15 protein-coding genes are annotated in these 12,374 nt (G+C 61.0%); 6 read left to right on the plus strand and 9 right to left on the minus strand.

What is annotated here, in order from left to right:
- Positions 1-346: 346 nt before the first annotated feature.
- The 5 genes from BK665_RS26330 to BK665_RS26350 form a co-directional block, all read right to left on the minus strand.
- Entirely contained in the window at positions 347-1,678 is a 1,332-nt protein-coding gene (locus tag BK665_RS26330) for a deoxyguanosinetriphosphate triphosphohydrolase (RefSeq protein ID WP_123409463.1), read from the minus strand.
- 69 nt (positions 1,679-1,747) lie between these two features.
- On the minus strand, positions 1,748-2,911 hold the full coding sequence (locus tag BK665_RS26335) for an EAL domain-containing protein (protein WP_123409464.1): 1,164 nt from the start codon (positions 2,909-2,911) through the stop codon (positions 1,748-1,750).
- 132 nt (positions 2,912-3,043) lie between these two features.
- On the minus strand, positions 3,044-3,385 hold the full coding sequence (locus tag BK665_RS26340) for a hypothetical protein (RefSeq protein ID WP_123409465.1): 342 nt from the start codon (positions 3,383-3,385) through the stop codon (positions 3,044-3,046).
- A complete protein-coding gene (locus BK665_RS26345; protein ID WP_054052077.1) occupies positions 3,382-3,771 on the minus strand; it encodes a phage holin family protein in 390 nt (129 codons plus the stop codon). The genes BK665_RS26340 and BK665_RS26345 overlap by 4 nt, the downstream gene beginning before the upstream one ends.
- 1 nt (position 3,772) lies before the next feature.
- Positions 3,773-4,087, minus strand: a complete 315-nt coding sequence (locus BK665_RS26350; protein WP_123409466.1) for an ElaB/YgaM/YqjD family protein — start codon at positions 4,085-4,087, stop codon at positions 3,773-3,775.
- Positions 4,088-4,393: 306 nt separating this feature from the next.
- Here BK665_RS26350 and BK665_RS26355 point away from each other — a divergent pair, with 306 nt between their 5' ends.
- Positions 4,394-5,602: an ammonium transporter gene (locus BK665_RS26355; RefSeq protein WP_123409467.1), complete on the plus strand. Its 1,209-nt coding sequence runs from the start codon at positions 4,394-4,396 to the stop codon at positions 5,600-5,602.
- Here the strand turns inward: BK665_RS26355 and BK665_RS26360 are convergent.
- On the minus strand, positions 5,599-7,311 hold the full coding sequence (locus BK665_RS26360; RefSeq protein WP_123409468.1) for a cation:proton antiporter: 1,713 nt from the start codon (positions 7,309-7,311) through the stop codon (positions 5,599-5,601). The two genes, BK665_RS26355 and BK665_RS26360, sit on opposite strands and share 4 nt — an antisense overlap.
- Before the next feature lie 213 nt (positions 7,312-7,524).
- Here BK665_RS26360 and BK665_RS26365 point away from each other — a divergent pair, with 213 nt between their 5' ends.
- The 3 genes from BK665_RS26365 (at position 7,525) to BK665_RS26375 (ending at position 9,183) form a co-directional block, all read left to right on the plus strand.
- Complete coding sequence (locus BK665_RS26365) at positions 7,525-7,761, plus strand: glutaredoxin family protein (RefSeq protein WP_123409469.1); 237 nt, start codon at positions 7,525-7,527, stop codon at positions 7,759-7,761.
- Between the two features lie 151 nt (positions 7,762-7,912).
- On the plus strand, positions 7,913-8,221 hold the full coding sequence (locus BK665_RS26370) for a transcriptional regulator (protein WP_123409470.1): 309 nt from the start codon (positions 7,913-7,915) through the stop codon (positions 8,219-8,221).
- A gap of 71 nt (positions 8,222-8,292) precedes the next feature.
- Positions 8,293-9,183 (plus strand): pseudouridine synthase, encoded by an 891-nt coding sequence (locus BK665_RS26375; protein WP_123409471.1) that lies wholly within the window; start codon positions 8,293-8,295, stop codon positions 9,181-9,183.
- A 78-nt stretch (positions 9,184-9,261) separates the two neighbouring features.
- On the opposite strand, the gene BK665_RS26380 is transcribed toward BK665_RS26375, so the two are convergent.
- Positions 9,262-9,483, minus strand: coding sequence for a YgdI/YgdR family lipoprotein (locus BK665_RS26380; protein ID WP_123409472.1), 222 nt, complete (start codon positions 9,481-9,483; stop codon positions 9,262-9,264).
- A gap of 77 nt (positions 9,484-9,560) precedes the next feature.
- Positions 9,561-10,163 carry a molybdenum cofactor guanylyltransferase MobA gene (mobA, locus tag BK665_RS26385; RefSeq protein WP_123409473.1) on the minus strand — a complete coding sequence of 201 codons (603 nt, stop codon included), beginning with the start codon at positions 10,161-10,163 and terminating at the stop codon, positions 9,561-9,563.
- A gap of 81 nt (positions 10,164-10,244) precedes the next feature.
- Here mobA and moaB point away from each other — a divergent pair, with 81 nt between their 5' ends.
- Positions 10,245-10,784: a molybdenum cofactor biosynthesis protein B gene (moaB, locus tag BK665_RS26390; RefSeq protein ID WP_123409474.1), complete on the plus strand. Its 540-nt coding sequence runs from the start codon at positions 10,245-10,247 to the stop codon at positions 10,782-10,784.
- 22 nt (positions 10,785-10,806) lie between these two features.
- Positions 10,807-11,994 carry a molybdopterin molybdotransferase MoeA gene (locus BK665_RS26395; RefSeq protein WP_185076653.1) on the plus strand — a complete coding sequence of 396 codons (1,188 nt, stop codon included), beginning with the start codon at positions 10,807-10,809 and terminating at the stop codon, positions 11,992-11,994.
- Positions 11,995-12,044: 50 nt separating this feature from the next.
- On the opposite strand, the gene BK665_RS26400 is transcribed toward BK665_RS26395, so the two are convergent.
- Complete coding sequence (locus tag BK665_RS26400; RefSeq protein WP_259699661.1) at positions 12,045-12,311, minus strand: hypothetical protein; 267 nt, start codon at positions 12,309-12,311, stop codon at positions 12,045-12,047.
- Between the last annotated feature and the right edge of the window lie 63 nt (positions 12,312-12,374).

Genomic DNA, 12,374 nt, shown 5'->3' on the forward strand with positions numbered 1-12,374 from the left:
CGTGTTTCCCAACACTTCGGACGTTTTGGCTGTAATGCCGGTGTCCAGGTGTAGCGCGTGCTCGATGCGGTCAAGCCGAAGTGCGGCTGAATTGACCCGCTGTGATGGGTCCATGTAAAGCAGTCGGCACGACGCCTGTCGGTCGTCAAACCCACATTCCTGTCACATGTCTGATTGATGCAATTTCAAGGGCTACCGCTCGGTGCCTGAAATGCTGGATGTCCAAAATGGCGCTGAAATGCGCGCCGATGTTTCCATTGACGGTGCCACCTGAAGCAGTAGCCGGGGCACGACGAGCCAATTGAATCAGCCGGTCAGAAGCATCCGACACGGCTGATCCAGGTTTTTACCCGTGGACCGAGCGCCCGGTCATTTCCTGGGCCATCTCACTGGCGTAGCTGTCGGTCATGCCGGCGATGAAATCGATCATGCGCAGGAACGAGGTGTGCAGCGGGCCATTGGGGTCGGGTGCGTTGTTGCCCAGCAGGTCGAGTACTCGACGGCTCTTGAAGCTCGGCGTACGGCCGTTATGCTGTTCCAGCGCTGCGCCGCAGAAGGCGTTGAGCAGGATTTCCAACGTGGTGTAGGCGCCGATTTCATGCAGCGTCTTGCGCTTGTCCTGGAAGATTTTTTTGCGCGCCATGTCCTTGGCATTCAGCACGCAGCGCTTGGCCGGGCCGTGCATGTGTTCCACCAGATCGCCGGGCAGCGTGCCGGCGAGCAATGCGTCCTGCTGCTCGACAAAGGCGCGGGCGGCGGCGTTGGTCAGGTGTTCGATGGCCTTGCCGCGCAGGATCGCCAGTTTGCGTCGGCGCGAATCCTGGGGGCCGAGCAGGCGATAGGTTTCCGGAATATCGTCGCCCACCAGGTCCAGCAGCAGGGACTCGACTTCGGCGTATTCCAGCAGATCCATCTCCAGGCCATCTTCGAGATCGATCAGCGCGTAGCAGATGTCGTCGGCGGCTTCCATCAGGTACACCAGCGGATGGCGCGCCCAGCGCTGCTCTTCCAGTTGCGGCAGGCCGAGTTTGTGCGCGATCTGCTCCAGCAGTGGCAGTTCGCTCTGGTAGCAGCCGAACTTGTGCTTTTTGTAGCCCAGGGAATCGGCGTGCTTGGCGGTCCAGGGATATTTAAGGTACGTGCCGAGTGTGGCGTAGGTCAGCCGCGTGCCGCCGTCGAACTGGTGGTATTCCAGCTGTGTGAGCACGCGAAAACCCTGGGCGTTGCCTTCGAAGTTGAGGAAATCATTGCGTTCGACCTCGCTCATCGCATCCAGCCAGCCACGTCCGGCGGCTTGCTGGAACCAGTGGCGGATCGCGTCTTCGCCGGAATGACCGAACGGTGGATTGCCAATGTCATGGGCCAGGCAAGCCGATTGCACCACCATCCCCAGATCGCTCGGTTCGCACCAGTCGGGCAGGGCGCTGCGGATGGTTTCACCGACGCGCATGCCCAGGGAGCGGCCCACGCAACTGACTTCCAGCGAGTGGGTCAGGCGCGTGTGGATGTGATCGTTGCTGGACACCGGATGCACCTGGGTCTTGCGCCCCAGGCGGCGGAACGCTCCGGAGAAAATAATGCGGTCGTGATCTTTGTGGAAAGGGCTGCGGCCGAGTTCTTCCGGGCTGTGCACAGGCTTTCCAAGGCGTTCGCGGGTAAGCAGGGTTTGCCAATCCAAGGCTGGTTCTCTCCGTCAAGTGACTGATGGGCCCAGTGTCCTGTCTCGCCTCAGTGCCTGCAAGCAGAACTACAATCCGGCGGCGTCGATATCAATGAGCAGCAGGCGTTCACCGTTGTCGAAAAACTGTCCCGCCGTCAGGCAATACTGGTTGCTGGTGGCGTCGCGGTAGGTGTTGGAGAGGGTCAGCCGACGCTCATCCCAGCCCTCGGCCAGCAGGTGATAGAAATAAGGGCGCCATGACCAGTTGTGGCCCAGGTAGCGGTTGTCCGCCTCCCAGCCGTTATTGCGCCACTCCAGGTTGGGAGTCAGTTGCGTGCCGTGGCGGTCGCATTGGTAGAAACGCAACAGCCAGGGAAACGCATCCAGTTGCGGCAACGCGCTGATCGGCGCACGGGCCTGGGCCCAGTGTTGCAGGATCGCCATCAGTTCGGTGAGTTGGCGGCGCATGACCATCAGTTGCCCGCGTTCAATCAGCTTGCGCTGGACGTAGCGTTGGCGCAGTTGCGCGAACTGTTCGACAAAGGCATCGGTGGCGAAGAAATCGGTTTGCGCCCGGGCGAACAGAAACCCTTGTACGTAGCGGGAACCGCACTCCAGGGCGAAATTCAGCTGGGCTTCGGTTTCCACCCCTTCGGCGATGATCCAGCACCCGGTTTTCTCGGCCATCAGCGCCAGGGCCTTGACCACCTCACTGCTCGGCCCACCCAGGGCGGCGGCCTGAAACAGGCGCATGTCGAGCTTGAGAATGTCCGGTTGCAGGGCCAGCACACGATCAAGTTGCGAGTAACCGGCACCGAAGTCATCGATGGCGATCCGTGCGCCGGCCTGGCGATAGCGCGCTACCACTTCGGCCAGGCGTTGGCTGTCGCCGCCCAGTTCGGTGATCTCGAAGACGATGCGTTGCGGATCGACACCATGCCGGGCCAGTTGCTTGAGGCTCGGCAGGGCTTGATCCGGGCGCAAGCGGCTGATCCAGCGCGGCGACATGTTCAGGCTCAGAAACCAATCCGCGGGGGCTTCGTGCAGACGGCTCAGGGCGTTGTCGCGAATCTGGCGGTCGAGGCGGCGCAGGGCGATGGCGGGGGTGCGCAGGTCGGCGAACAGCGGCCCCACGGAGGTCAATTGACCGTCGGCCTGACGCAGGCGACCCAAGGCTTCAACGCCCGCGATACGCCCGGTGGCGGTATCGATGAACGGCTGAAAGCAGGCGAGCGGTTGCCCGTCGATCACGAGGCCTCCTTAGTAAGGTCTTGTTTTTGGATAGACCTGGCGCGGGGTAGGCACGCAGGATGGAACCTCTCGATAAAGAGGTTCATCCCGGCGGTGTTGCAAGAATGCAGCCAGATAATGACTGTCGAATATTTACGGTTTGCGCCCGGAGCCTTGCATCACCAGTTTGATCAGCGGCCCCAGACTGGTGCCGAGCTGAACCAGGCGGGTGACACTGCTGACCCCACCGCTTTTCGCACCTTTGCCGGTGAGGAAACCGAGCAGGGTGACGACCGCCACGCCCCAGAGCGGGGCGTGTTTGATGCCGAAACCGTCTTGCAGGTTTTGCGTCATCCCGCGCACCCGTTGCAGGGGTTGCAGCAGTTGCCGGGACTCCTGGCGGATTTCCTGGCGGTGCATTTCCATGCGCAGGCGGATCAACGCTTTACGCATTTCCGTGCGCGAACTGTTGTGAGGCAGTTGTGGCAGGCTCATGGCAGCAGGCGCTCCCGGTCGTTGGCCAATTCTTCCAAAGTACCGTGGAAGGGCGAGGACTCATCGAACACGGCCGCTTTGAGCCGCATCCCGCAAAAAATCGCGGCCAGGGTGTAGAACACGCACAGCCCGATGATCGCGGCCAGGCGATAGGTGTCCCAGAACAGGATCATCACCAGCGTCGACAACCCCACCAGCAGCAGCAAGGCAAACACCAGCGCCAGGCCTGCGAACAGCAACAGGCTGACGGTGCGGGCTTTCTGTTCCTGCAATTCGATGCCGAACAACTCGACATGGCTGTGCAGCAACCCTAGAAATGCCGCACCCAGCCGCCGCGAGGAAGCGCTTGTGCCCGTCGCGGACGGGCCGGATTCGCCGATAGACATATCAGCGCCGCGTGGCCAGCAGGCCAATCAGGAAGCCCACGCCGGCGGCGATCCCGACCGATTGCCATGGGTTGGCCTGGACGTAGTCTTCGGTGGCGGTGACGGCTGCCTGGCCGCGCTGGCGCAGGGAGTCTTCAGTCAGTTTCAAGGTTTCCCGGGCACGCAGCAGGCTGTCGTGGATCTGGTCACGCAATTCATCAGCCTGATCGCCGGCGATGGATTTGGTGTGTTCCAGCAACCGTTCGGTGTCGCTGACCAGGGTTTGAAAATCGGTCATCAGGATTTCTTGAGCAGTCTTTGCCTTGATGCTGGCCATGGGTAAATCTCCGTAAGTGGCTTCTGATGCGTTCGAGTATGAGCCTTGGGCGAAGGTTCAGTACAAATGACTGGTACAACTTTTGCTATGTCGTGGTGCGTCAGCCTGCGCCGTTGCGCTGTTGCTGGGCATGATTTGAGCAAAACCATAACTCAAATAATCGAAACCCGCGCAAAGGTCACGACCTTGTGCGCCAAAGCGGTTCATTGGAATCAATGCGTTGATCCCTACAGGCCGCAACTTGGTGCATGGTTTGACTGCGCGAACTGCTTTGGTGCTTTTTTAGCCTTCAGGTCTGCCAACCCCATGGAAAATCTGCAAAGCGCTGTGGACAGTCTGGTCCACAGCTCCAATACGTTGTTCATTTTGATCGGTGCCGTCATGGTGTTGGCCATGCACGCCGGTTTTGCGTTTCTGGAAGTCGGCACGGTCCGGCAAAAGAACCAAGTCAATGCCTTGTCGAAGATCCTCAGCGACTTCGCCATTTCGACTCTGGCCTATTTCTTTATAGGCTACTGGATTTCCTACGGCGTCACTTTCATGCAACCGGCGGCGGTGATTAACGCCGATCACGGTTACGCGCTGGTGAAGTTCTTCTTTCTGCTGACCTTCGCGGCGGCGATCCCGGCGATCATTTCCGGCGGCATAGCCGAACGTGCACGCTTCGTTCCGCAGTTGTGCGCGACCGCATTGATCGTGGCGTTCATCTACCCGTTTTTTGAGGGCATGATCTGGAACGGCAACTTCGGTGTGCAGGCCTGGTTGCTGGAGCGTTTTGGCGCCAGTTTCCATGACTTCGCCGGCTCCGTGGTAGTCCACGCCATGGGCGGCTGGCTGGCGTTGGCGGCGGTGCTGTTGCTGGGGCCCCGGAACGGACGTTATCGCGATGGTCGGCTGGTGGCGTTCGCGCCGTCGAGCATTCCGTTCCTGGCCCTGGGGTCGTGGATTCTGATTGTCGGTTGGTTCGGCTTCAACGTCATGAGCGCGCAGACGTTGCAGGGCGTCAGCGGTTTGGTGGCGGTGAATTCGCTGATGGCCATGGTCGGTGGCACCGTTGCGGCGTTGATCGTCGGGCGCAACGACCCCGGCTTCCTGCATAACGGCCCGCTGGCCGGACTGGTGGCGATCTGCGCCGGTTCCGACCTGATGCACCCGGTGGGCGCGTTGGTGACCGGTGCGATCGCCGGGGCATTGTTCGTCTGGTGCTTTACCGCCGCTCAAGGCAAATGGCGCATCGATGATGTACTGGGTGTCTGGCCACTGCATGGTTTGTGCGGTGCCTGGGGCGGGATCGCCTGCGGCATTTTCGGCCAGACGGCCCTCGGTGGACTGGGTGGCGTAAGCCTGATCAGCCAGTTGATCGGCACCTCGCTGGGCGTGGTCGTGGCGCTGGCCGGCGGTTTTGCCGTGTACGGCACGATCAAGGCCTTCCATGGTTTGCGCCTGAGTCAGGAAGAGGAGTATTACGGCGCGGACTTGTCGGTGCACAAGATCGGCGCCGTGAGCCAGGACTAATTTTCTTCATCTGCAGCCCCGGGATAAAACTTGTGCAGCAGGCGGTAGCGGTCATGCCGGACTCGGTCGACCCGCTCCTGCACCTGATGCGCAGGTAATCCCAGCATGATCAGTGCGTGGGAGGCGAGCATCAGGCTCGACTCCAGCAACTCCGGCACCACTTCGTTGGCGCCGGCGGCTTTCAATTCGGCCCACTGACTGTCATCCCGGGTGCGCACCAGGATCGGCACGTCGGGGTTGTAGCGTCGAGCCTCCTTGAGAATCAGCAGCGCGATATCGGTCTGGTCCACCGCGATCACCAGCAACCGCGCACGCTCCAGTCCGACAGCGACCAGCAACTCGCCGCGCCGTGAGTCGCCGTAATGGACACTGCTCTCACCGACCGCCGCTTCCTGAACTCGCACGGGGTCGTTGTCCAGGGCGATGTAAGGTTGCTGCGCGTTGTGCAGGAAGCGGCCAATGGATTGCCCCACGCGTCCATAACCGCAAATCACCACATGGCCATGCAACCCGGCGTTGAGCGCGCTGATTTCTTCGAGTTTGGCTTCTTCGTTGGGTTTGCGGTGCAGGCGCGCGGCAATCCGTGGCGCGGCTCGCAACAACAGCGGCGTGACCAGCATCGAACAGAACGTCGCCGCCAACAGCAGGCCGCCGAGGTCGGCAGGCATCAATTCGTGTTGCTGCATCTGCGCCATCAAGGCAAAGCAGAACTCGCCGCCCTGGGCCAATGCCAGGCCGCTGCGCCAGGCAGTTTCGCTGTCGCTGCCGCGCCATTTGACCAGCAGGGCCACCACGCTGCCCTTGATCAGCAGCAACCCGAGGGTCAGGCCGAGAATGAGCACGCCGTGGCTGGCAAACAGTTGCAAGTCGATCAGCATGCCAATGCTGACGAAAAACAGCCCGAGCAGGATGTCGCGGAACGGGCGGATGTCGGCCTCGATCTGATGCCGGTAATGGCTTTCCCCCAACAGCATGCCGGCCAGGAACGCGCCGAGGGCGGGGGAGAGGCCGAGGAGGTGGGTCAGCCAGGCGGTGAGCAGCACAATCACCAGCGCCAGCAGCACGAACAGTTCCGCGGAACGGGACGCGGCGACTTCCTGGAACAGCCGGGGCAGCAACCAGCGACTGGCCAGCAGCAGGCCGACGAACAACAGCGCGGTCTTGGCCAGGGTCAGGGGCAGCGCCCAATACCAGGCTTGTTCGCTGCTGCCGGCGAACACCGGCACCAGGGTCAGCAATAACACCGCCACCACGTCCTGGAACAGCAATACGCCGATGGCATTCTGGCCGTGGCTGCTGAATATCTCACCCAGGCTGCCCAATTCCTTGCTGACAATCGCCGTGGATGACAACGCGAGACCGGCACCGAGCAACAAGGCCGGGGTGACCGACATGCCGAACAGCATCAGCAAGATCCCCAACAGCAGCCCGGAAATCAGCACTTGCAGGCTGCCAAGTCCGAACACCACCCGGCGCAGCGCGAGCATTTTCGACAGGGAAAACTCCAGCCCCAGGGAGAACAGCAAAAACACCACGCCCAATTCGGCGAGGTCCGGCAGTTCGTCGCTCTCGTTCACCCAACCGAATGCCGTCGGCCCAACCATCAGCCCCACGCACAGGTAGCCCAGTACCGGCGGCAAGCGCAGGCGGCGGAACAGGGCAATCACCACCAGGGAGGAGGCGAGGATGATCAACAGGTTGGCAAACACTGGATACTCCGGTCACGGGGTCGGGCAACCCAAGCGTAGAGGCAAAAAAAGACCAGAGCATCACGCATGCGGGATTCAAGGCAAATGATATGCATCAGGAAATTGCCGAAACTTTTTGAATTTTACTGGAGGGTGCCTGCAGGGCTTGTGCTCACTGGCTCCGCGGCGATGGTCGGCCTAGAATGGACCCTTACTTAAACGGGTCTGTGTGTCATGCCTCCTGAATGTCAGCTGTTCGGCACCCTGGGTTGCCATCTGTGTGAACTTGCCGAAGACGAACTGATGCCGCTGGTCGAGCACGGTTTGATGGTGGAATTGGTCGATATCGGGGAGAACGACGCCTGGGTCGATGAATACGGCTTGCGTATCCCGGTGTTGCGGCGCCTGGATACCGGTGCCGAACTCGACTGGCCTTTTGATGCTGATCAGGTCGTGGCGTTCTTGCTTTAAGCCCTCCCACCCGTAGCGGTGGTGTGTTCGTCCATTGGCGAAAAACAGGTTATTCGGTTACTGTATGTTCATACAGTTATTCGGATTGCCTGCCGCGTGTCCTTTCTCATCGGATTTGGCCAGGTGATCCCGCTAGTCAGAGGGATGAACCGTGGTCAATGTCGAACAATTGAAGAACAGCGTAAACCGGATGTCGATCGACGTGGTGCGCGAGGCGGTGGCCGAACTGCGCCTGGATGGCCTGGTCACCGAGGGCAAAACCCCCTTCAACAAGCTGCACTTCAACACCTGTTTCGCCGAAATCGAAGCCTTGTTCCAGCGCGCCGGGTATCACCGGCAACTGGATGTCGTGGGTTACCAGGGTTTGATGTACGCGCTTTACGACCCGGGCCGCTGGGAAGCGGTGGATGTGCTGCGCTGGCTCAAGGAATTCACCGAAGCGGCGGCGCGGACGGCGTGAGGATTCTCTGCTAGGTTCGATCCGGTCAGTGCTGGATAATGCCGACCTGCATTAAGGGTTAGAGCTTTCGTATGTCCACTTCGTCGTTTTCCGCTGCACACAGCCAGGCCAGCACCCTCTATTTGCCACCGGGCCAGTGGCTGACCGTGCTTGACTGCCTGTGCGGGCACTTCCGCGCCATCGGACGTGAGCAATGGCTGGACCGGATCGCTCGTGGCCGCGTCCTCGACGGCCAAGGCCTGCCGATCACGGTGGATCTGCCGTACAAGGAAGGCCTGCGGATTCACTATTTCCGTGAAGTGCCGGACGAAAAACCGATTCCCGTGACTGAGACCATCCTGTACGCCGACGAGCATCTGGTGGTGGCGGACAAGCCGCACTTCCTGCCGGTGACGCCCGCTGGCGAGTACGTGGAGCAGACCCTGCTGCGGCGGCTGATCCACCGATTGGATAACCCGCATCTGGTGCCATTGCATCGCATCGACCGGCATACCGCGGGGCTGGTGCTGTTTTCCGCCAACCCACAGACGCGTTCGGCGTATCAGTCGCTGTTTCCGACGCGGCAAATCGAAAAGTGCTACGAGGCCATTGCCCGGGCGTTGCCGGAGTTGTCCTTTCCGTTGGTGCATAAAAGCCGGCTGGTGGACGGTGAGCCGTTCTTTCGCATGCAGGAAGGGCCGGGCGTCAGCAACACCGAGACGGCGGTCGAGGTCAGGGAGAAAAACGGCGACCTCTGGCGTTACGGGCTCTACCCGGTGACCGGCAAGAAGCACCAGTTGCGGGTGCACATGACTGCGCTGGGTGCCAGCATCTGCAACGATCCGTTCTATCCTGAAGTGCTCAAGGATGCCGAGGATGACTACGCCAATCCCTTGAAGCTGCTGGCCCAGGGGCTGCGCTTTGTCGACCCGGTGACCGGTCAGGAGCGAATCTTCGAGAGCGCCATCACCTTGCAGTGGTGATCCCACGACATTTTTCTGCGCCCACGAAAAAGCCCGCTTGATAGCGGGCTTTTCTGTATCCGGTTGACGCCGTAAAGATTACAACTCTTTAACGGTACGTACCTGATCCTTGTTGATGCGCGTGTGCTTGCCATCCAGCTGTTCGAACTCGTAGAAACCCGACTCTTCATCGTATTTCGGCTGGTCGACGGCCTGGATTTCCCGACCGTCATTCAAGGTGATCACTGTTGGCGACGAGCAACCGGCGAGGGTCGCAAGGCCCAGTGCGAGCATGAAAGTGGCGAGGGTCCGTTGAGTCATGAGTGTGTCTCCGAATATGAATACTTTTAGTTACTGAGCTTGTAGACGTATGCAACGCGCGCAAGTTCCTTCTCGTGTCAGTCTGACACACTGTGGTGTGCACTTAACAGTTCCGGCGTGTTCAGGTTGGCCAGGCGAGGGTCATTGTCCGGGCATTGCAGGGCGGTGGCGCCCAGGTGGCGCATGATTCTGCCCGGGCTGCGCTCCCCCTCGTTCCACGCGTTTTCGAACGCATGTGAAAGGGCGACAGGGATAACGCACAGCAACGGTTCCCAATGATCGCCGTGACGCAGCATCAAGGGTTTGTCCGGATGCTCTGCGGCGGTTTCGCGCATGTCATGCAGCAGGGTGGCGTCGATACGCGGCACATCGCAGGGCAGCACCAGCAAATGGGCATGACGCGCGGCCTTCAAACCGGCGCGAATACCGGCCAGTGGGCCGGGGAAATCGGCGTGATCGTCAACCACCAGTTGGTCGGCGTAAGGCGCGTATTTTTCCTGGTTGCGGTTGCAGGAGATGATCAAGTCATCGCTCAGGGCGCGGGTCTTGCGGTGCAGGTGGGCAATCAGCGGTTCGCCGTGCCACTCGATCATCCCCTTGTCCTGGCCACCCATGCGCTGGCCGCGACCACCGGCCAGGAGCAGAATTGAACAGGTCGGCAACGATGTATCGGACGTCATGGCAGCTCTCCATGGGGGCGGCGAAAAATTGAGGCGCTGTGATATAACACCGGGCTGTTTCCCCTACAACTGGACGAGCCTATGAAAGCCAAGGCTGATGTACCTTTCGCGCCGCTCAACATCGCGGTGCTGACTGTCAGCGATACCCGTACCCTGGAAACCGACACCTCCGGCCAGGTCTTTGTCGACCGCCTGAGCGCGGCCGGGCATAACCTGGCGGCGCGGGTGCTGCTTAAAGATGACCTCTACAAAATTCGTGCGCAAGTCGCTACCTGGATTGCCGACGAGGTGGTGCAGGTGGTGCTGATCACGGGCGGCACTGGCTTTACCGGCCGCGACAGCACGCCGGAAGCGGTGAGTTGCCTGCTGGATAAGCAGGTCGATGGTTTCGGCGAGTTGTTCCGGCAAATATCCGTGGCGGATATCGGCACCTCGACCGTGCAGTCCCGCGCACTGGCCGGTTTGGCCAATGGCACGCTGGTCTGCTGCTTGCCGGGTTCGACCAATGCCGTGCGCACCGGTTGGGACGGCATTCTCGCCGAGCAACTGGATTCGCGGCACCGCCCGTGCAATTTCGTCCCTCATCTGAAACAGGCGGCACCCTGTGAATCCCGCGGGTAAGCCCGGCAAGACCGGCAGCCTGATGCCGGTCGAGGTGGCACTGGCGCGCTTGCTGGAAATGGCCGAGGCCGCACCGATCCGTGAACGTGAGCGCTTGCCGTTGGCGCAGGTTCAGGGGCGTGTGCTGGCCGATGACCTGATCTCGACCCTGGACCTGCCGCCGTGGCCCAACAGCGCCATGGACGGTTACGCCTTGCGCGTGGCCGACTGGACTGGCGAGCCACTGGTGGTCAGCCAGAAGATTTTCGCTGGCCAGGCCCCGCAGCCCTTGCAGCCAGGGACCTGTGCGCGAATCTTCACCGGCGCTCCGGTGCCCGAGGGTGCCGACTGCGTCGAGATGCAGGAAAACGCGGTGGTCCAGGCAGACGAGCGCGTGGTGTTCACCGAAGCCATGACCCCGGGCCAGAACATTCGCCCCCAGGGCCAGGAAACCACGGTCGGTGAGTTGGTCCTGTCGGCCGGCACGCGTCTGGGCCCCATCGAGCAAGGGCTGGCCGCCTCACTGGGCTGTGCTGAACTGGATGTGGTGCGCAAGGTTCGTGTGGCGGTTTTGTCCACCGGCGATGAACTGATTGAACCCGGTCAGGCGTTGGGGCCTGGGCAGATCTACAACAGCAATCGCGTATTGCTGTGCAGTTGGTTGCAACGCCTGGGCTGCGAGGTGATCGATGCCGGCATCCTGGCGGATGATCTGGCGGTGACTCGCGCTCGCCTGAGCGAACTGGCGGATGTTGACCTGATTTTGTCCACGGGCGGTGTCTCGGTGGGCGAGGCTGATTTCCTGGGCATTGCCTTGCGCGAAGAGGGCGAGCTGTCACTGTGGAAGCTCGCCATCAAACCCGGCAAGCCACTGACGTTCGGGCATTTCCGTGGCGTGCCGGTGATTGGTTTGCCCGGTAATCCGGCATCGACGCTGGTGACCTTTGCTTTGCTGGCGCGGCCTTACCTGTTGCGCCGTCAGGGTGTTCAGGAGGTTGAACCGTTGAAGTTCCAGGTGCCGGCCGGTTTTATCTGGCCCAAGGCTGGCAATCGACGGGAGTACCTGCGTGGACGCCTCGAGAACGGTCGGGCAACCCTCTACAGGAATCAGAGCTCGGGCGTACTACGCAGCGCTGCCTGGGCCGAAGGCCTGGTGGAGGTGCTGGAAGACCGCACGCTGGTCGAGGGTAATTTCGTCCATTTCATCCCGTTGAGTGAAGTCCTGGGCTGATGCTTGCCGACGCAGGCTCGGTCGAACCGGGCCTGCTCTTACCATGCGGTTTAGTGGGACAGGAGCGTCACGACCTGCTCAAACCGGCTGTTGGCGATCCAGCCCAGCACCCCAAGCACCACTGCGGTTGCGCCGGTCGAGTAGGCCAGGCGGTGCTTGATGGCTTTGACGTCACCGCGCACTTCATCCATGTCCCTGCGGATGTATTTGAGGTGTGTCTCCAGTTCCACGACGCGAGGTTCCATATCAACTTCTCCAGTGGGTTTTGCGCTGTTTTTGAATTCAGCCTGATGAGCCCTTAAGGCGCTTGCATTCATTGCGTGCACATCCTTGTGTGTTTGTAGTTTGATGACTGAGACCGCAGGCCCCCAAGGTGTACC

Source organism: Pseudomonas frederiksbergensis (assembly GCF_003732665.1).
In the GTDB taxonomy this organism is placed as follows: Bacteria; Pseudomonadota; Gammaproteobacteria; order Pseudomonadales; family Pseudomonadaceae; genus Aquipseudomonas; species Aquipseudomonas frederiksbergensis_G.